Source organism: Pseudomonas sp. MF6394, from assembly GCF_002018845.1.
GTDB lineage: Bacteria > Pseudomonadota > Gammaproteobacteria > Pseudomonadales > Pseudomonadaceae > Aquipseudomonas > Aquipseudomonas lactis.
On the sequence record NZ_MVOJ01000056.1, the window covers coordinates 1 to 19,460 of the forward strand.

19 protein-coding genes, 4 tRNA genes and 1 pseudogene are annotated in these 19,460 nt (G+C 61.1%); 12 read left to right on the top strand and 12 right to left on the bottom strand.

From position 1 onward, the window contains the following. Positions 1-188 precede the first annotated feature (188 nt). From MF6394_RS31845 to MF6394_RS31895, 11 genes and pseudogenes are all read left to right on the top strand, one after another. Entirely contained in the window at positions 189-1,994 is a 1,806-nt protein-coding gene (locus MF6394_RS31845) for a DNA cytosine methyltransferase (protein ID WP_073842582.1), read from the top strand. Between the two features lie 44 nt (positions 1,995-2,038). Continuing rightward, positions 2,039-2,314, top strand: coding sequence for a hypothetical protein (locus tag MF6394_RS31850; protein WP_050549412.1), 276 nt, complete (start codon positions 2,039-2,041; stop codon positions 2,312-2,314). Next, on the top strand, positions 2,311-2,622 hold the full coding sequence (locus MF6394_RS31855; protein ID WP_073842580.1) for a DUF4406 domain-containing protein: 312 nt from the start codon (positions 2,311-2,313) through the stop codon (positions 2,620-2,622). Before MF6394_RS31850 ends, MF6394_RS31855 begins: the two co-directional genes overlap by 4 nt. Next, on the top strand, positions 2,619-3,044 hold the full coding sequence (locus MF6394_RS31860; protein WP_073842578.1) for a hypothetical protein: 426 nt from the start codon (positions 2,619-2,621) through the stop codon (positions 3,042-3,044). Before MF6394_RS31855 ends, MF6394_RS31860 begins: the two co-directional genes overlap by 4 nt. 45 nt (positions 3,045-3,089) lie before the next feature. Further along, a pseudogene (locus MF6394_RS31865) lies at positions 3,090-3,726 on the top strand (hypothetical protein). Then, complete coding sequence (locus MF6394_RS31870; RefSeq protein ID WP_073842574.1) at positions 3,723-3,935, top strand: hypothetical protein; 213 nt, start codon at positions 3,723-3,725, stop codon at positions 3,933-3,935. The pseudogene MF6394_RS31865 and the gene MF6394_RS31870 overlap by 4 nt, the downstream one beginning before the upstream one ends. A 369-nt stretch (positions 3,936-4,304) precedes the next feature. Further along, positions 4,305-4,628 (top strand): hypothetical protein, encoded by a 324-nt coding sequence (locus MF6394_RS31875; RefSeq protein WP_073842572.1) that lies wholly within the window; start codon positions 4,305-4,307, stop codon positions 4,626-4,628. 50 nt (positions 4,629-4,678) lie between these two features. Then, positions 4,679-5,059, top strand: a complete 381-nt coding sequence (locus MF6394_RS31880) for a hypothetical protein (RefSeq protein ID WP_073842570.1) — start codon at positions 4,679-4,681, stop codon at positions 5,057-5,059. A gap of 36 nt (positions 5,060-5,095) precedes the next feature. Then, the gene (locus MF6394_RS31885; protein ID WP_078468232.1) at positions 5,096-5,314 is read left to right on the top strand and encodes a hypothetical protein; all 219 of its coding nucleotides are present in this window, start codon (positions 5,096-5,098) and stop codon (positions 5,312-5,314) included. Positions 5,315-5,316: 2 nt separating this feature from the next. Beyond that, a complete protein-coding gene (locus MF6394_RS31890) occupies positions 5,317-5,550 on the top strand; it encodes a hypothetical protein (protein ID WP_034134173.1) in 234 nt (77 codons plus the stop codon). After that, complete coding sequence (locus MF6394_RS31895; protein ID WP_078468233.1) at positions 5,550-6,686, top strand: tyrosine-type recombinase/integrase; 1,137 nt, start codon at positions 5,550-5,552, stop codon at positions 6,684-6,686. The genes MF6394_RS31890 and MF6394_RS31895 overlap by 1 nt, the downstream gene beginning before the upstream one ends. Before the next feature lie 109 nt (positions 6,687-6,795). On the opposite strand, the gene MF6394_RS31900 is transcribed toward MF6394_RS31895, so the two are convergent. Beyond that, positions 6,796-6,872 (bottom strand) — tRNA-Val (locus MF6394_RS31900). 184 nt (positions 6,873-7,056) lie between these two features. Here MF6394_RS31900 and MF6394_RS31905 point away from each other — a divergent pair. Next, positions 7,057-8,340, top strand: a complete 1,284-nt coding sequence (locus tag MF6394_RS31905) for an NAD(P)/FAD-dependent oxidoreductase (protein ID WP_047711397.1) — start codon at positions 7,057-7,059, stop codon at positions 8,338-8,340. Between the two features lie 120 nt (positions 8,341-8,460). Here the strand turns inward: MF6394_RS31905 and MF6394_RS31910 are convergent, their stop codons facing one another. The 11 genes from MF6394_RS31910 to MF6394_RS31960 form a co-directional block, all read right to left on the bottom strand. Further along, positions 8,461-9,432 (bottom strand): XdhC family protein, encoded by a 972-nt coding sequence (locus MF6394_RS31910; RefSeq protein WP_078468234.1) that lies wholly within the window; start codon positions 9,430-9,432, stop codon positions 8,461-8,463. Between the two features lies 1 nt (position 9,433). After that, the gene (locus MF6394_RS31915; RefSeq protein ID WP_078468235.1) at positions 9,434-10,669 is read right to left on the bottom strand and encodes a c-type cytochrome; all 1,236 of its coding nucleotides are present in this window, start codon (positions 10,667-10,669) and stop codon (positions 9,434-9,436) included. Positions 10,670-10,671: 2 nt separating this feature from the next. After that, positions 10,672-11,211, bottom strand: coding sequence for a (2Fe-2S)-binding protein (locus MF6394_RS31920; protein ID WP_047711400.1), 540 nt, complete (start codon positions 11,209-11,211; stop codon positions 10,672-10,674). Continuing rightward, positions 11,204-14,035, bottom strand: a complete 2,832-nt coding sequence (locus MF6394_RS31925) for a xanthine dehydrogenase family protein molybdopterin-binding subunit (RefSeq protein WP_078468236.1) — start codon at positions 14,033-14,035, stop codon at positions 11,204-11,206. The genes MF6394_RS31920 and MF6394_RS31925 overlap by 8 nt, the downstream gene beginning before the upstream one ends. 386 nt (positions 14,036-14,421) lie before the next feature. Continuing rightward, a tRNA-Asp gene (locus MF6394_RS31930) sits at positions 14,422-14,498 on the bottom strand. 105 nt (positions 14,499-14,603) lie between these two features. Then, a tRNA-Asp gene (locus tag MF6394_RS31935) sits at positions 14,604-14,680 on the bottom strand. A 55-nt stretch (positions 14,681-14,735) separates the two neighbouring features. Further along, a tRNA-Val gene (locus tag MF6394_RS31940) sits at positions 14,736-14,811 on the bottom strand. Between the two features lie 108 nt (positions 14,812-14,919). Beyond that, positions 14,920-15,684: an SDR family oxidoreductase gene (locus tag MF6394_RS31945; RefSeq protein ID WP_078468237.1), complete on the bottom strand. Its 765-nt coding sequence runs from the start codon at positions 15,682-15,684 to the stop codon at positions 14,920-14,922. 11 nt (positions 15,685-15,695) lie between these two features. Then, positions 15,696-16,907 carry an O-succinylhomoserine sulfhydrylase gene (locus tag MF6394_RS31950; protein WP_014719150.1) on the bottom strand — a complete coding sequence of 404 codons (1,212 nt, stop codon included), beginning with the start codon at positions 16,905-16,907 and terminating at the stop codon, positions 15,696-15,698. A gap of 65 nt (positions 16,908-16,972) precedes the next feature. Continuing rightward, positions 16,973-18,478, bottom strand: a complete 1,506-nt coding sequence (gene purF / locus MF6394_RS31955) for an amidophosphoribosyltransferase (RefSeq protein WP_003192537.1) — start codon at positions 18,476-18,478, stop codon at positions 16,973-16,975. A 41-nt stretch (positions 18,479-18,519) separates the two neighbouring features. Then, the gene (locus MF6394_RS31960) at positions 18,520-19,077 is read right to left on the bottom strand and encodes a CvpA family protein (RefSeq protein WP_003192538.1); all 558 of its coding nucleotides are present in this window, start codon (positions 19,075-19,077) and stop codon (positions 18,520-18,522) included. Positions 19,078-19,460: the final 383 nt, after the last annotated feature.

Consider the following 19,460-nt stretch of genomic DNA (forward strand, 5'->3'; position numbering starts at 1 on the left):
CTTCACCCGGCTTGCATCCCCGAACGCAGGTGCCCATGCAACACCGGTCAAGAACGACCCAAACAATAGAACAATAACTACGGCCAAATCAGATCTAATCATTTTTTACTAATCCGTTCCTTCGGCCCCTTGCCGGTCACCCGTAATACCCCATATCACTGAACAGCGCCAGCCGGCGAGGATCCCCTATGTCCGCACAACAGAAATTGCCTCAGTTCATCCATGGCCAGCCGAGCATGGGCCTGCCGTTCGAAAAGGAACTGGTGGTCGACCTGTTCGCTGGCGGCGGCGGCGCCAGCACCGGTATCGCCAGGGCATACCGGGAGCCGGACGTAGCGGTGAACCACAATCCAATCGCCCTGGCTGTGCACCGCGCCAACCACCCCAAGACAGCGCACTATGTGGCAGATGTGTTCGAAGTTGATCCGCGTGAAGCCACTGGCGGGCAGCCGGTCGCGATCATCTGGGCATCGCCAGACTGCCGCCATCACAGCAAGGCCAAGGGCGGCGCTCCCCGCGATCGAGGTGTGCGTGGGTTGGCTTGGGTGGTGATTCGCTGGTTGTTCGTCACGAAGTCCCGCCTTCTCTTCCTCGAAAACGTTGAAGAGTTCTGCGACTGGGGCCCGATCGACGATGACGGCCAGCCGATAAAGTCTGAGCGCGGCCGCACTTTCAAAGCGTTCATCGCCGCAATCAGTACCGGGCTACCAGCTGATCACCCTGACATGCCGGAAATTATCGAGGCGATCGGTGAATTCGTGCCAATGGAAGCTCTGGTGCGCGGGCTTGGCTACAACGCCGAGTGGCGGGAGCGGATCGCGGCGAACGCAGGCACCCCGACCATTCGCAAGCGCCTTTACCTGGTGGCCCGCAGCGACGGCAAGCCGATCGTTTGGCCGGCGCCAAAACGCCACAAGCGGCCTGCCGCAAAGCAATTGCCGTGGCGTTCTGCGGCCGAGTGCATCGACTGGAGCAACCTCGGCCGCACGATCTTTCGTGAAAAACCGATGGCCGAGAACACCATGCGCCGCGTGGCCAAGGGCTGCTGGCGGCATGTGCTGACCAGTGCGAAGCCCTTCATCGTCCCTATGCGCGGAACGTCATCGGCGCACACCAGTACCCACGGTGTCGAAGAGGCTCTATCGACCATCAGCGCGGGCGGCACGCATCACGCATTGGTGCAGCCGGTTGCTGCGCCGTTCCTTACCGAGTGCGCCAATGGGTCATCTCAACGTAACTTCGACGCCCAAGAGCCACTGCGCACGCAGGTAGCACAAGTCAAGGGCGGACACTTCGCGATGGTCGCTGCACACATGACTGCATTCGGGCAAAACGCAGCGGGCAGTTCACCTGACGACCCGGCGCAGACAGTTCTGGCCGGAGCTGCGCGCCACGGCATCGTAACGGCGTTCTTCGAACAGGCGAATGGCGGTTTCTACAAAGGCGACGGCCGATCGGCCCACGACCCGATATCGACAATCTGTCAGTCCGGCGCCAACCAGCGCCTGGTGAGCGCTTATCTGGTGAAGTACTACGGCCACGAGAAGGACGGAATATCGCTCAATGAGCCGATGCACACGCTGCCGACAAAAGATCGCGTTGCGGTCGTCGAGACTGTAGAGGTGCCCGATGCGCTTACTCCTGAGCAGATGGAAGGCGCCCGCCGCTGCGCCGCGTTCATGCACAAGTATTTGCCGGAGCACTTCAAAGACCCAGCGGAAATGGTGATGGTCGGCGGCTACGTGCTGATAGACATCACCCTGCGCATGTTGCAACCGCCCGAGCTGAAGGCCGCACAGGGCTTCGACAAGGACTACATCATTGACCGCGGGCTGTTTGTCGACCCGGTTACCGGTGCCGAGGAATGGCGCGACGTCAAGAAGGCCGACCAGGTGCGCCTGATCGGCAACAGCGTCTGCCCAGATGAGGCCGAAGCCCTGGTCAGGGCGAACGCCGCCGACATCATCGAGCTTTACCAACGCCTCGCCGCGTAACGCCCCCACTCCACCGCCCGGGCATGGCCCGGCAAGGACTCCCCATGCCTACAGAAAACAAACCGTCTGATCCTTTCGGACCGCACGGCCGTACCTTTCACATTCACCTGAGCGTGCGCGGCGCAATCCGCGACTTCAGCAAGCGCCAGCTCAAGGGCATGTTCCGCGTGGATGGGCGTGAGTGCACCGCCGACGAGGCGAAGGATCATCTGCTCGAAGCGCTGGCCCAGGGCAAAGAGGTGCTTCCTTTCGGTCCGCCGTGTGAAGGATTCGATTTTTCCGGTGGCGGCTGCCCAGGTCATGACAAGGAGGTCGCATGAAGCGCATCTACCTCAGCGGCCCCATGAGCGGCTTGCCCGGGCTGAACTTCCCCACCTTCCACAGCATGACCGCTAGCCTCCGCGCCAGCGGCCACACAGTCACCAACCCCGCCGAGATAAACCCAGAAGGCGGCACCTGGACCGACTGTATGCGCCGCGACATTGCGGCCCTGATGGACTGCGACACCGTGGCCACCCTGCCCGGCTGGGAGAATTCAAAGGGCGCAAAGCTGGAAGTTCTGATCGCCGAGAAGCTCGGCATGACCGTTGTGGATGCCCATGATCTGGTAACGAGGGAGGCTGTATGAGCGAAGCACAGTCGTACTACGCCGGAAATATCGACAAAGACCGTCTGGTCTATCTCGCTCCAGACTTCGACCGGGTAACCGCCGAGCGTGACGCAATGCAGGTCAGCCTGACCACGGCGGATGAGTGGTCGGAGAATCTGCGTTCAGCTTTGATCAGCGCTAAAGCTGACAAGGAGGCATACGCACAGAACGCGATTGACCTGCGCAAGCGTGTCGACGCCCTGCAAGCCCTGCTGACCGCAGCGGATGAGCGGGCGGATGTGCTGGAGGGGTTGTTGCTCCAGACAAATGAACTGCTCTATGCGATCCAGGGTGATCCGGGGGCGGTGCCGTCTTCGTCGATTGATTCGATGCGCGGAAGAGTATTTGAAGCACTCAAGCGAGATAAGAGTACATCCGTACTCCACCCGCAAAACCTGTAACCCCTCCCCCTTCAAAGTCAGCCGCTATAGCGGCAAGGACGACACATGTCTCAAATAAAGGAACGCCCCATCCTGTTCTCGGCGCCGATGGTGCGCGCCATCCTGGAAGGCCGGAAGACGGTCACGCGGCGGACGGTGAAAGCGACCAAGGCTCACGCCGACGGCTTCATCATGCTCGACCACGGCAAGGGGGGGGTGGCCTTACAACGCATTTGGCGACTTCACGTCTGACCATGAAGGTATGGAATACCCAATTGCCTGCCCATACGGCAAGCCCGGAGACCGGCTGTGGGTGCGCGAGACCTGGGCGCGTGTCGGCAATTGCGATCCTGGCTATCTGACATTTGGCGCCACCTACCCCGCCTGCCTGCCGCCGAAACTGGAGAATATCCCCGCCGCCAGCGAAATCCGCTGGAAACCCAGCATCCATATGTTCCGCCGTGACAGCCGCATCCTGCTGGAGATCACCGAAGTGCGCGTCGAGCGGTTGCAGGACATCAGCCGCGCCGATATCAGGGCGGAAGGCCTGCTGTGTCCGCCGGAACTCGCAAGCGATGACGTATCACCGAATTACCGCGACTGGTACCCGGCGGCATGGCGGGAGTTGTGGGAGTCCACTGGCGGCGACTGGAACGCCAACCCGTGGGTCTGGGTTGTCGAGTTCAAGCGGGTGACGCCATGAGCCTGCGCCAACGAATCATCACCTACATGAGCGGCGTACAGGGCGCTGGCGGCTGGTTCTGCACCTGGTGGTTCCGGCTTCACATTGAGCCGTTCACCACCAAGCAGATCCGACGGGAGCTGGAGCTGATGAAGCGCGATGGCCTCGTTGAGTCGGACCACAGCCAGAGCAACAACACCAAATGGAAACTGGTCGAGGTGACGCCATGATCGCCACCCTCTGGTTCGCCTACGTCTTCATCTACAAGGGGCCAAGGCCATGAGAACTGTGACCCGAATCGTTGACGACCCGGCCGCGCGCTGGGGTTTCAGGCGAGATCCAGCGACCTATGAGGACGCAGAGAAGATCACTGGGTTTCGTCTGGATCGCCGGTCAAGCTACTTGATCACTAGGGATGATGTGGTGGAGCAAGAAGCCCGGTGCACTGTGGAGTGCTCTGGTTGCAGCTGTGACTGCTCCAGTTGCAGCTACGGATATAGCGCCCATAAAGCCAGTGGCTGTCGCGAATGCGGCGGCACCGGAAAGCGCCGGATGTACTTCGGCTTTCCACCCTCCCCGCCGGAAAAGGGGCAAAGGCCGTGACGGACCACGAACTGCTAAAGCTATCGGCCAAGGCCATGGGCTTTGAGCTGGAGTACCGCCACGGCAGCGATGCCTTCTACTACGACGATCCGGAATCCGGCCGCGAGCAATGGCAGCCACTCAGTGATGACGTCCAGGCCATGCGCCTGGCGGTAGACCTTCAGCTCAGCATCCTCTGGTTCACCAACCTGCAGTACGTGATGGTCGAGCGTCGCGGCTTTGGCGAGAACATCGGCTGGACCGACGACGCGGATCGAGGTGGCGCGCTCCGCCAGGCAATCACAGTCGTAGCAGCGCAAATCGGCTCCACGCTTCCCTAACCCCAATCCCCCTACATGCCTGCCGGTGAGCGGCGGGCGGAGCTATGCACATGCCTGAAATAAAATGCGAGTTTGGCCACACGCAAAGCATCGGCACCGACGCCTGGGTAGCGACCCTGACCCTGGACCAGATGCGGTACGCCCGCGACCAGATGGCCGAGAAGATCAAGGCGGCCGAGGGTCAGCCAAGGCGCACCGTCTGGCGGGTCAGCAATGGCACCATCTGCGAAGGCAACTATCGAGAAGATCAGTTTGAGAAGGCTGCTGACCATCTGCTGAGGATATTCAAGGCCAAGTTCATGGAGGAGGCTCCTGACTGGATTGAAAAACCGTATGGCTACCTGGTGTTCGAGCGTCGGCTGCCGAGCCTAACGCCAGAGCTGGTAACCCAGCACGAATACGACACCGAGTGGTTCCCCGCCAAACCCTAACCCACCTTCTGCCGCCCAGCGCGGCAAGGACACCCCATGTTTGCTATGAAACTCACCCTGATACTGCTGGGCGCTTTGCTGTACCTGGTAGGAACACTCGGCTGGTTCGGCTGGCTCGGGCTCGACCTGCTGGACACCGGCACCACCGAGGCACTGCTCTACGCATTCGCCGGCACATGCGCCTGGCTGCTGATCAGCTCCGGCCTGGCCATTCACATCATCAAGACAGCGCGGCCCACCGTGGGCGGGAGGTAGGTATGGCAAAAGTCCTGGCGCAAATTACGGTCAAGCTGCCGCGCCTCATGGAGGCCGGCGAATACAGGAAGTTGCGGTACGTCGGCGGAAAGCCGAGCCTGCAGCAGTTGAAGAAATGGATTGAGGAAGGCGAAGTGATTGGAGAGGTAAAGGGCGGGATGTATTTCGTCGACGTGCAGGCGGCGGTCATGGGGTCGAGTGATCCTCTGCTGGCCAAGATGCTGGAGATTGGGTGATGGCGGCCCGTCCCCGCACGCTGCAAAACAGGAAGCTGCCGCCAAACCTTTACCCGAACGGGAAGTACTGGCGGTACCGTAACCCGGTCACGGGCGTGATGACCAGCATCAACCGCCCTCTGGAGGAGGCAATCAAGCTGGCCCGGGCAGCCAACCTCAAAATGGCCGAGCTGGTCGTAGATGACGGCTCGCTGCTGTCGGTGTTGACCGGCGACCGACTACCGATTGTGAGCAACCTGCTGACGCGCTTCGAAGAAGATTGGTTGCCGCACCGCTCATACGCCGCCCGCACCCTAGAGGAGATCAAGTTCAAGCTCGAGCGGTACCGGCAGGACCTGGGCGACCGATTGATAGGCCAGTTGGATGTGCTGGCCATGGCCGAGTACCTGGATAATTTCAGCAACAACGCCTACACGAAGCACCGCGGGCTGTGGGTGCAGATATTCGCGTTCGCAGTGGCCAAGGGCCTGGCCGAACGCAACAACGCCGAACTTACCCTGGTGAAGAAGGAGGCTGAGAAAAAGCGCCAGCGCCACACGCTCGACGGGTTGAAGGTGATCATCAATGCCGCAACAACGCCGCCATGGCTAAAGCGGGCAATCCGCCTGGCCCTGGCCAGCCTTCAGCGCCGGGACGACATCGTCACCTGGGTGAAGTCTGCTGCGGACATGGAAAAGAACACGCTCACGGTGTCGCCAGGGAAAACCCAGGGTTACGACAACCCGGTACACCTGAAGATCACCATGGGCGCAACGCTGCGGGAGGTGATCGGAGAGTGCCTGCGCTCACCGCTCGCCTCGCCCTACCTGATCCACTACAAGCCCAAAGCCCGCAGGCGGGAGCAGATAGACGCCAAGGATCACTGGACATCGGTAACGCCGGACTACCTGACCAAGGAGTTCAGCAAGGCCAGGGACGCAGCGCACGCCTATGACCACGTGCCGGCCGGAGAGCGCCCCACTTTTCACGAGATCCGCGCATTGGGTGCCTGGCTGTACGAGCAGCAGAACTTCCCACAGGAGTACATCCAGGCGCTCATGGGCCATGCGGACGAGAAGATGACAAAGCATTATCAGGAGGGGCACGACGAAAAGAAGATCGAGTATGTCGAGGTGGGCGCCGAGTTGGCGTTTTGAGGTGGGGGTTTTGCAAAAGTTTTGCAAAAGTTTTGCAAATCGCAGAAAGCAAAAAGGGGTCACCGTTTCCGATGACCCCTCTAGACCGCCCAGCAGAGCGGATTTTGTTTGGTAGGCGCGATTGGACTCGAACCAACGACCCCCACCATGTCAAGGTGGTGCTCTAACCAACTGAGCTACGTGCCTGCTGTGAGGCGGCATTCTACGGAATTCCGAAGGGGTGTCAACATCTTTTTTGCAGCTAACCCTATGAATATGCGAATTTTTTATTTGCGCCAGGTACACCCGTGATTTCCGGGTGGCTAGCAGGCAATTTTCAACTCAGGTAGGATCGGCGCACTCGTAAAAAATATAAAACAGAGGTTCCAGGATGGCGAACACCCCCTACCCCCAGTCGTATTACGCAGCTTCTGCGAATGCAGTTGCGCCCCGTCCTGTGTTGCAAGGTGAAGTCGAGACCGATGTGTGTGTGATCGGGGCTGGCTACACCGGGCTTTCCAGTGCGCTGTTTTTGCTGGAGAACGGCTTTCGCGTCACGGTGCTGGAAGCCGCCAAGGTGGGTTTTGGTGCTTCGGGTCGCAACGGTGGGCAGATCGTCAACAGCTACAGCCGCGATATCGATGTGATCGAGCGCAGTGTCGGGCCCCAGCAGGCGCAGTTGTTGGGGCAGATGGCGTTTGAAGGCGGCAGGATCATCCGTGAGCGCGTGGCCAAGTATCAGATTCAGTGCGACTTGAAGGACGGCGGCGTGTTCGCCGCCCTCAACAGCAAGCACATGGGCCACCTGGAGTCGCAGAAGCGCCTGTGGGAACGCTACGGCCATACGCAACTGGAGTTGCTGGACGAGCGCCGCATCCGCGAAGTGGTGGCCTGTGACAACTATGTGGGCGGCTTGCTGGACATGAGCGGCGGCCATATCCACCCGCTCAACCTGGCGCTCGGTGAAGCCGCGGCCGTGGAATCCCTGGGCGGTACGATCTATGAGCAATCGGCAGCGGTGCGCATTGAGCGCGGTGCCAATCCGGTGGTGCACACCGCCGAAGGCAGGGTCAGGGCCAAGTTCATTATCGTCGCGGGCAACGCTTACTTGGGCAACCTGGTGCCGGAACTGGCGGCCAAGTCGATGCCGTGCGGCACCCAAGTGATCACCACAGCGCCACTGGGCGATGACGTGGCCAAGGCGCTGTTGCCTCAGGATTACTGTGTCGAAGACTGCAACTACCTGCTCGACTACTACCGCCTCACCAGCGACAAGCGCCTGATCTTCGGCGGCGGCGTGGTGTATGGCGCACGGGACCCGGCGAATATCGAAGCGATCATCCGGCCGAAAATGCTCAAGGCATTTCCACAACTCAAAGACGTGAAGATCGACTACGCCTGGACCGGCAATTTCCTGCTGACCCTGTCGCGCCTGCCTCAGGTCGGCCGTCTTGGCGACAACATCTACTACTCGCAAGGCTGTAGCGGCCATGGCGTGACGTACACGCACCTGGCAGGCAAAGTACTGGCTGAGGCATTGCGAGGGCAGGCTGAGCGTTTTGATGCGTTTGCGGATTTGCCGCATTACCCGTTCCCGGGCGGGCAGATGTTGCGCACGCCGTTTGCGGCGCTGGGGGCTTGGTACTACGGATTGCGAGATAAATTCGGGATGTAACCACTGTAGGAGCGAGCTTGCTCGCGAAAAACTCACAGCCGCCGCATTCATTCAGAATAAACGCGTTATCGTTGAAGTTTTTCGCGAGCAAGCTCGCTCCTACACCTACAGGGCTGCGCTTCAGAGCTGGTCGCGGGCAATCCCGCTACGAATCCGTACGATATCGGCCAACACCGCCAGCGCAATTTCCGACGGCGTCCTGCTGCCCAGGTTAAGCCCGATGGGCGCGTGTATCCGCGCTAGTTCAGCCTCCCCTAACCCACCGATGCGGCGAAGTCGCTCAAAGCGCTTCTGCGAGGTCTGCAACGATCCCATCACGCCAATGTAGAACGCGTCGGTACGCACCGCTTCCATCATCGCCAGATCGTCGATACGCGGGTCATGGGTCAACGCCACCACCGCCGTATCACTGTGGCAGCCACCGTCGGCAATAAACACCGACGGCAACTGGCGACGAATCTCCACGCCATTGAGCACCACGCCTTCGAGCACTTCATCGCGGGGGTCGCAGAGAATCACTTCGAACCCTAGGCCAACTGCAAACTCGGCACATGCCTGTGCCACACTGGAGTACCCGGCCAGCAACAGACGCTGAGCCGCACCAACACGGATGCGCACCCGCTCACTGTCACGCTCGATGCGCGCGCCCTGCTCGCGGTCAGCAAACAGGCTGCGCGCCTCGCTGGCCAGGCCCACCTCGCGAATCAAGCGGCGCTGCCCGAGCAGCGCCGACTCCATTTCACGCAGGTGCGCCTGCACCTCGCAGTCAGGCTCGAGCTTCTCAACCAAGACATCGAGAATACCGCCACAGGGCAGGCTGACCCGCGAGCGCGGATCGTCCCCTGCGCCATAGCGCACCACGTTGACCGCATCGAGAAACGCACCATCGGCGACGCGCTCGAGAAAGTCTTCCTCGACGCAACCACCCGACAACGACCCAATCCACTGCCCAGCGGCGTTCACCGCCAGCAGCGAACCCGGCGCACGCGGCGCCGAGCCGTAGGTGGCCAGCACCGTACAGAGCCAGATGCGCTGCCCGGCCACCGACCACTCCAGCGCCCGTCGCACCACTTGCAGATCCAGATGCTGCATGTCAGTGCACCTTGTGCTCGATGGACGGCGCCTCGGCCTGCAGCTTCTGCACGTCGCTCACTGCCAGCTCCGCCGATTGCCCGCCCCAGCCTTGACGCAGGTAATTGACCAGGTCGGTGAGTTGCTCCGAGCTGAGTTTTCCAGCGAAGCCCGGCATCGGTTGCATGTGTTCGAACCCGGAGAACTTCTGCTCGCCGATCCCGTCCTCGATCACCCGTACCAGGTTGCGCGGGTCTTCCAGCCGCAGCGTGGTGTTGCCGCGCATCGCCACCGCGATGTGCGGCTTGCCTTCGCCACCTGCCGCATGGCAACCGGCACAGACGTTCAGGTACTCCTGGCGGCCGCGCTGGGCGCTCGGGCCGAGATTGTCCACCGGCACTTCGACCAACGCCTTGGGTGCCGGCGGTTTATCGCCGAGCAAGAAGGTCGCCATCGCAGCCAGATCCGTATCGCTCAGGCCCTGGGTGCTGTTGTGGAACACCGGGAACATCTCGTTGAACATGGTGCCTTGAGCGCTCATGCCGTGCTTGAGGAAGGTGCTCAGGTCCTGTTCATTCCAGCCGCGTGCGGCCAGGTCCGTGGCGAGCAGGCTGGGCGCCAGATAGCCATTGAGGATGCCGCCGGTCAGGCGCTTGTCCAGCTCCATCGCGCCGGGCAGGCCGCGTGGCGTGTGGCATTCGCCGCAGTGACCGAGCACTTCAACCATGTATTGGCCGCGCTTCCAGGCTTCGCTCTTGCCTTGCGCCGGTTCCAGTTTCAGCGCTTTGCCGTACAACACGTTCCAGCCCATCAGGCCCAGGCGCACGTTGAACGGAAAGCTCAGGCTCGTCACCGGCGCTGCGCGCTCGATCGGCTCGATGGTTTTGAGGTACGCATGAATCGCGTCCGAATCTTCGCGCGGCATCAGGTGGTAAGAGGTATAGGGCATCGCCGGATACAAGTACGCACCGTCGCGACGCTTGCCTTCGGTCAACGCGGCGAAAAACTCGTCATCGCTGTACAAGCCGATGCCGTGCTCTTTGCTCGGCGTGATGTTGGTGCCGTAGATGGTGCCGAACGGCGAGACAATCGGCAGGCCGCCCGCAAACGGCGCGCCGCCCGGTGCCGTGTGGCACGCCATGCAGTCAGCGGCGCGGGCGAGGTATTCGCCGCGCTTGGCTTGATCATCAGCGTGGGCAAACAATACTGGCGCAGCCAGGCCGACCGTCAAGGCCAGGCGGGTCAGAAAAAGCTTCATGCTTAACCCTCCTTGACCAGGCCGAGATCGGTCAGCACGTTGCGGGTGGCGTTGTAATAACGCACGTACCCGGTACAACGGCAGACGTGATGACCGAGGCTGTCCTCGATGACTTGTTCCAGCTTGCTGTGCACGGTCGGCTGGCGTTGCAGTTTCTCTACCAACACGGTGGCCGCGTTGACGAAGCCTGGTGCGCAATAGCTGCACTGAAAGGCGAACTCATCCACGAAGCGCTGCTGGATCGGGTTGAGCTCAGTGACCTGGCCCGACTCATCGCGCTTGGCGTGGCCTTCGATAGTGCGCACTTTTTTGCCTTCAAAGTAATGCGCGCCGGTGATGCAGGTGCGCACTTCTTCGCTGGTGCCGTCCGGGTTGTCGACGATCACCACGCAGGCGTGGCAAATGCCTTGGCCGCAGCCCAACCGCGAGCCGGTGAGGTTCTTGTACTCGTGCAAGTAGTCGATCATCGGCAGGTCATCAGGGATGTCCACCGGGCCGACGGGTTGACCATTGAGGGTCAGTTGAAGCGGACGGTTAGCCATTGAGGGCCTCCTTGATGCGGGCAGCCGTGATTGGCAGGTCGCGAACACGTTTACCGATGGCGTGCGCCACCGCATTACCAATGGCCCCGACAATCGGGATCATCACCACTTCAGCGATACCTTTGGACGGGTCGCTTGGCGACAGCGCCGGCAGAATCTCCGAGGTCTGTTTCCACACGGCAACGTGACGCGCCATTGGCAGGCGGTAGCGGTTGAAGTTCCAGTCACCCTCCCCCGGCCCGCCCTCGTACAGCGGCATTTCTTCCATCAAGGCGTGACCGATGCCCATGGCCACACCGCCTTCGAGCTGGCCCTTGACCAACTCTTCAACCAGCACCCGCCCGCACTCGATCCACGAATGGTGATTGAGCACTTCAACCTGCGCCGAACCCTTGTTGACCTTCAACTCCACCAACGTGGCGACGGGGCTGTAGTACGTCACCGCAGCGTTGTTCAACTGGGTGGCGGGATAGCTGATGTTCTGGCGATCGAGCAGGTGGAAACCGGCCGTGCTCATCAGCGCCTGCTTGGCTTTCGGTGCGCCGTCGCCGTATTTCACCGCCAGACCGTCGAGCGGCAGGCGCTCGCGCACGCCGTCGATGCTGTATTCGGCTTCGGCCCAGCTCCAGCGGTTGAACCCGTGGACCGTGGCAGCAGTGACCAGGCCGCGCTCGTGCGCACGCTTGGCCAGCGCTTCAAAGCTCAACGGCTGCATGCCGTTGGCGGTGAGCTTGCCGTCCACCCAGTGCGCGTCTTCGCGGCGTACCACATAGGGGTTGGCCTGACCGCCGAACGGGCCCTGGCGCCAGATCTCCAGCGCTGCTGGCCACAGGCCGTGGTTGAACAGCACACGCGCCGCTTCACGGGTGGCATGGCTGAAGTAGTACGCCGAGTTGGTCGCGGACGACGCCGACGCGAGCTTGCCCACCCAACGTGGGTTGCGCAGCAGGTTGTCCTGCTCGGCCTGGCTCATGGTGTAAGGGTTGCCACCGGTGACCAGCTGCATTTCCTGCCATTGTGTTTCGCCGGTCTTTACTTCGTGGGCCGGGCTGCCGAGGAAATCGGCGACGACCAGCGATTGCGAGGTGGACATGCCGGTGCCGATTTCGATGCCGATGTGGCGCAGGCTGATGCGACCGTCAGCGCTGAATTCGACACTGGCCATCGGCGCTTCGGAACCGGTGCCGAAGTCCTTCTGGCAGATGGCGAAACCAACGCCATACCAGTTATCCGGGTCTGCCGCTTCGCGCTGTTGCTTGATCGCGTCGCGGTTTTTCCACACGTCGTGCACAGCGGCCTTGTCGAGAATTTCGTGCAGCCGCAACGCACCGGCCGGGATCGCGCCCTGGGTGTTCTTCATGCCCGAACGCAGTGCGTTCTTGCGCCGCAATTCAATGGCATCCACACCGAGGCGACCGGCGATTTCGTCGACCATCATTTCGGTCGCCGCCATGCTTTGCAGGGTGCCGTAGCCACGCATCGAACCGGCTTCAACGCCACGGGAGTGGTACGCGGTGACTTGCAGATCGTTCTGCGGCATGTAGTAGATCGACTGCGCCGCCGTGGCGCCGACCGCAGCCACCGATGGGCTGTAGTTGATCCGGCCACCGCCATCGACGCTCATGTCGGCGAGGAAGATTTTGAAGCTGTGGTCGTTTTTGTCGACCGCCAACTGATAGCGGATATCGAACGGGTGGCGCTTGATGCCGCTCTGGAATTGCTCGTAACGGTCATTGGCCAGACGCACCGGCACGCCGGCGCCATACAACGCAGCGAGGGCAGCGTAGTAGACGAAGATATTGTGGTCTTTGGAACCGTAACCCACGGTGTAACCTGGGTGCATGTTCAGATGGGCCAGGCCGAAGCGCGACGGCGAGATCATCTTGGCAGTCTCGGTCGCGACTTCCAATGGGCACTGGGTGGCCACCACAAAGTGCAGGGTCTTGGTCGCCGGATCGTACCAACCGTTGCCGTTGTCCGGCTCCATGGCGGCCGGTTCGATCGAGGGGGTTTTGTAGCGCTCGTCAAACACCAGCCAGTTGTCCGGCGGCGTGTTGATCTGGCTCTTCATGCGCTCGGCGTAGAACAACCCGCGCTCAGTCAGGTTGCCGTGCAGGTTGGGCTGGGAATTCCACACCGGGCGACGGTTTTTCAGCATCGGGAACAGGATCGAATCCTTGAGGCTGGCGAATTCGTCTTCGTCGGCCGAGGTCGGGCCTCCCACGCGCACGTAACGGAAGCTGCCGTAGGGGTCACCTTCGTAATACGGCACTTTGGCGCCGTAACGAATCGCCTTGTCATTGAACTTAAGCTTGTTCTTGGCCTGGCGGAAACGCTCGAAGTCGTTCCAGATCAGGATCGCCACCGGGTGACCGATGAACATCGGCACTTTGCCCTCGGGCAGCAACGGGTCCGGCGCATGCTCTTCCGGGAAGACGATACCGTCCTTGTCCAGGTCGGCAGCGGTGACAATACGGTCCGGCTGCAGCTCGGCGCCAAGCCAGGACAGGTCGTAGCCTGCGTAGATGTGGTCGGCCTTGATGGTTTTGAGCAGCATGGCGTGACCTTGCTGCTGGGGCCAGCCCGGCATGTCCTTGGAACGAATGTCGCGGGCAAACACCTTGCTGCCGCAGACTTTCGACAAGGCATCGTTACGCTGGCGCGCCTTGCCGTTATGGCCGAGCCACTTTTCAGACGGCACGGTCACGCTGTTTTCCATCAAGGCAGCCAGCGCCTGGGTGCTGAGCGGCGTGAGCGTGACACTCACACCCGCCACCAGCCCGCCCTGGAGGAACGAGCGCCGGGTTATTTCACGGTTGGACATGGATCATCCTCTGAGCGGTTATAAATCCGCCCTTATGGTTAAGTACACCGAATCTGGAGACTTGCAGAAGCCTTTCTCGACGAATCAAAAGGCCATGATGACAGTGCAAAGTTGACCGAAGGGTTAACTTTAAAGGTTTCTGCGCCTGCGGCAAATAACCACATTGAAATTTTTTGACACAAGTACGCAAAACGGCCGACAGAATCGAAAAGATCTGTCGGCCGTTTGCCGATAATGAGCACTGGTGGCAGCGAAGAAGATGAGGTTTTTCCAAACCCCAGACACAAAAAACCCCGGTCTTTCGACCAGGGTCTTTGCTATCGGATCAAGGTGAGCCAGTGGCTTTCCTTGTGCTTCAAGGCGTTCAGTGGGCCTTGAGGCAGATATGGCGCAGCGGACGGGACTCGAACCCGCGACCCCCGGCGTGACAGGCCGGTATTCTAACCGACTGAACTACCGCTGCGTATCGCTTGGCTGATTGAGCATGAAGCCTCAACCACCTTTAAACATCTGACCGATCAGCCTTGGCTGTTCAATCTCAAGCCCGACACATCGAACCTGGAAAATATGGCGCAGCGGACGGGACTCGAACCCGCGACCCCCGGCGTGACAGGCCGGTATTCTAACCGACTGAACTACCGCTGCGCGTCGGTGCAACCTTTAACGTTGCGTCTTGCCCTAAGGCAAAACTCTCAAGAAGTGGTGGGTGATGACGGGATCGAACCGCCGACCCTCTGCTTGTAAGGCAGATGCTCTCCCAGCTGAGCTAATCACCCTTTGCTTCGTTGAGGCCGCGAAATTTACGCAGGTAGCGGACCTAAGTCAATAGCCTGCTTGAAGTTTTTCTGAAAAAGACAAAAATGACCTCAAGACGGCTACCGGCCCTACTCGCTGTAAATCATCTTCTTGCTCATGCCGCCGTCCACCACGAACTCTTGCCCGGTGACGAACCCGGCCTGGCGTGACAGCAACCAGGCCACCATCGCCGCCACGTCCTCCACCGCCCCCACCCTGCCCGCCGGATGCTGGGCATGGTCGGCGTCGGTGAGCGGCTCTGCACGCCGCGCCGCCGGGTCACGCGCGTCGATCCAGCCAGGGCTGACCGCATTGACTCGCACTTCAGGCCCCAGGCTCATGGCCAGGGCGTGGGTCAGGGCCAACAACCCGCCTTTGCTGGCCGCATAGGCTTCGGTGTCGGGCTCGGATTGACGCGCCCGGGTCGAGGCCAGGTTGACGATGGCACCGCCATGGGCACGCAGGTAAGGCGCGCAATGCTTGGCCAACAGCATCGGCCCACTGAGGTTGACCGCCAGCACGCGGTTCCAGTACGCCAGGTCGAGGCTTTCCAGAGTAATATTGCGCGGGTCGGCCACCGCCGCGTTGCACACCAACGCATCCAGGCGCCCGAACTGCCCCAGCACCTCGGCGACACCCTGGGCCACTTGTTTCTCGTCGGCCACGTCCATGGTGATAAACCAGGCATTGTCGCCCAGCACCTTGGACACCTTGGCACCGCGCTCGCGGTCCAGGTCGGTCAGCACCACCTGCCAGCCTTCACTGATCAGCCACGCGGCAATCCCGAGGCCAATGCCCCGCGCCGCGCCCGTCACCAACGCCACGCGCCCGTTACTGGCCCCCGCGGCCTCCATGGACCACTCGATCACAAGGCCGCCAGCCCGCGGGCCAGGTCTGCCTGCAAGTCAGCAACGTCTTCCAGGCCCACCGCAATGCGGATCAGGCTGTCACGGATGCCGGCCGCTTCACGCTCCTGCGGCGCCAGGCGGCCGTGGGAGGTGGTGCTCGGGTGGGTGATGGTGGTCTTGCTGTCACCCAGGTTGGCGGTGATGGAGATCAAGCGCGTCGCGTCGATAAAGCGCCAGGCGCCGTCTTTGCCGCCCTTCACTTCAAAGCTCACCACCGCACCGAAACCACGCTGCTGGCGCTGAGCCAAGGCGTGTTGCGGGTGGCTCTTGAGGCCGGCGTAATGCACCTTCTCGATACCGTCCTGCTGCTCCAGCCACTCGGCCAGGGCCTGGGCGTTGGCGCAATGGGCTTTCATGCGCAGGCTGAGGGTTTCCAGGCCTTTGAGGAAGATCCAGGCGTTGAACGGGCTCAGGGTCGGGCCGGCTGTGCGCAGAAAGCCCACCACTTCCTTCATCTGCTCGCTGCGGCCGGCCACCACGCCGCCCATGCAACGGCCCTGGCCGTCGATGAACTTGGTTGCCGAGTGCACCACGATGTCCGCACCCAGCTTCAGCGGTTGCTGCAAGGCCGGGGTGCAGAAGCAGTTGTCCACCACCAGCATCGCACCCTTGGCATGCGCGACTTCCGACAGCGCGGCGATGTCCACCAGCTCAGCCAGCGGGTTGGACGGCGATTCGACGAACAACAGCTTGGTATTGGCCTTGATGGCCGCTTCCCAGCCGGACAGGTCCGCCAGGGGCACGTAGTCCACTTCAATACCGAAACGCTTGAAGTACTTCTCGAACAGGCTGATGGTCGAGCCAAACACGCTGCGCGATACCAGCACATGGTCGCCGGCGCTGCACAGGCTCATCACCACGGCCAGGATGGCCGCCATGCCGGTGGCGGTCGCCACGGCCTGCTCGGCACCTTCCAGGGCCGCGATGCGCTCTTCGAACGCGCGTACGGTCGGGTTGGTGTAGCGCGAATACACGTTGCCCGGCACTTCGCCGGCAAAGCGCGCAGCGGCGTCGGCGGCGGTACGGAACACGTAGCTGGAGGTGAAGAACATCGGGTCACCGTGCTCACCTTCCGGGGTACGGTGCTGGCCGGCGCGCACAGCCAGGGTATCGAAAGCTACGCCATCGAGGTCGCTGTCCAACCGACCGGCATCCCATTCCTGACTCATGCTGCGACTCCTTATTCAATTCTTTGTTTAAGATACAAAACCGGCCCCTCAGGGCCGGTGTTTACTCAGTTGTTATACAGGTCGATGATCGCGCTGACCGCCTGGGTCTTGATCTTCGACGAGTCGTTGCGCGCCTGTTCGATCTTGTTCAGGTAGGCCTCGTCAACATCGCCGGTCACGTACTTGCCGTCGAACACGGCGCAGTCGAACTGCTCGATCTTGATCTTGCCACCGCCAACCGCTTCGATCAGGTCCGGAAGGTCCTGGTAGATCAGCCAGTCGGCACCGATCAGGTCGGCCACGTCCTGGGTCGAACGGTTATGCGCGATCAGCTCATGGGCGCTCGGCATGTCGATACCGTACACGTTCGGGTAACGCACCGCAGGCGCGGCGGAACAGAAGTACACGTTCTTGGCCCCGGCTTCGCGGGCCATCTGGATGATCTGTTTGCAGGTGGTGCCGCGCACGATGGAGTCATCCACCAGCATCACGTTCTTGCCGCGGAACTCAAGCTCAATGGCGTTGAGCTTCTGGCGTACCGACTTCTTGCGCGCCGCCTGGCCGGGCATGATGAAGGTACGGCCGATGTAGCGGTTCTTCACGAAGCCTTCGCGGAACTTGACGCCCAGATGGTTGGCCAACTCCAGCGCAGCGGTACGGCTGGTGTCCGGAATCGGGATGACCACGTCGATATCGTGCTCGGGGCGCTCGCGCAGGATCTTCTCGGCCAGCTTCTCGCCCATGCGCAGGCGCGCCTTGTAGACCGAGACGCCGTCGATGATCGAATCCGGACGCGCCAGGTAGACGTGTTCGAAGATGCATGGAGTGAGTTTCGGCGCTACGGCGCACTGACGGGTGTGCAGCTTGCCGTCTTCAGTGATGTAGACAGCCTCGCCTGGCGCCAGGTCGCGAATCAGGGTGAAGCCCAGCACGTCCAGGGACACACTTTCGGAAGCGATCATGTACTCGACGCCTTCGTCGGTGTGACGCTGGCCGAACACGATCGGGCGAATGCCGTGGGGGTCGCGGAAACCGACGATGCCGTAACCGGTGATCATCGCCACCACCGCATAACCACCGACGCAACGGTTGTGCACGTCGATCACGGCAGCGAACACGTCTTCTTCGGTCGGCTGCAGCTTGCCGCGCTGGGCCAGCTCGTGGGCGAACACGTTGAGCAGCACTTCCGAATCGGAGCTGGTGTTGACGTGGCGCAGGTCAGATTCGTAGATCTCCTTGGCCAGTTGTTCAACGTTGGTCAGGTTACCGTTGTGCGCCAAGGTAATGCCGTAAGGCGAGTTGACGTAGAACGGTTGAGCTTCGGCCGAGGTCGAGCTACCGGCAGTCGGGTAACGCACATGGCCAATGCCCATGTGCCCGACGAGGCGCTGCATGTGACGCTGATGGAACACGTCACGCACCAGGCCATTGTCCTTGCGCAGGAATAACCGGCCGTCGTGGCTGGTCACAATACCGGCAGCGTCCTGGCCGCGGTGCTGGAGGACGGTTAGCGCGTCATACAGCGCCTGATTGACGTTCGACTTACCGACGATACCGACGATGCCACACATGCGACGCAACCCCTACTTAATGAATCTTGACTGAACACAACTTACTGAGGCGTTTTGGCCGGCAAGAGGTGTTCCTTGAACGGAAGATCAGCGGGTACGCTGATTCCGCTGGCCAGCCACTGACTGCTCCACCCCAATATGAGGTTCTTGGACCAGTCTGCAACCAATAGAAATTTTGGCACGAGTACCGACTCCTGCCACCACGAATCCTGCTGTACCGGCCCCAGGCTCAACAACCCGACCGCCACGACCACCAGCAGCGCGCCACGCGCAGCCCCGAAGGCCATGCCGAGAAATCGATCGGTCCCGGAGAGGCCGGTGACACGTATCAACTCGCCAATAAGATAATTGACCATTGCCCCCACCAACAGCGTGGCGATGAACATGATGGCGCAGCCCGCGATGACGCGAGCCGAAGGTGTCTCTATGTACCCGGCCAGGTAGACCGACAGTGAACCACCGAACATCCAGGCTACGACTCCTGCGATGATCCAGGTCAGCAACGACAGTGCTTCTTTTACGAAGCCGCGGCTCAGACTGATCAAAGCGGAGATGGCGACGATTGCAACGATCGCCCAATCAACCCAGGTAAATGGCACAGTGCAGCCTACGTACGGATAAGGCGGCGCATTTTAGCAGAGCGCCGGGCTATCGGTAAGCGGTGATTGCGGGTGCTTTGCAAATCAATAGATTGTGACGGGCCGATCGTATTTCAACCCCGGCACAAACCAATGTGGGAGCTGTATCTACATAGCTTAGGGCCGACGCTGAAGCTGTGGCGAGGGGGCTTGCTCCCGCCCGTGACGAACCGACAACTGACACCCCACGATCCAACTGTGGGAGCGGGCTTGCTCGCGAAGGCGGCCTAGCAGTCAACACAGTTGGATTGTGTACATATCCATTGCTGCGGTAACGGCCACCTAGGGTTCCGCTCTGACAGCGGCTCACTTTTGAAAAGCGCAAAAGTAAGCAAAACGCTCAT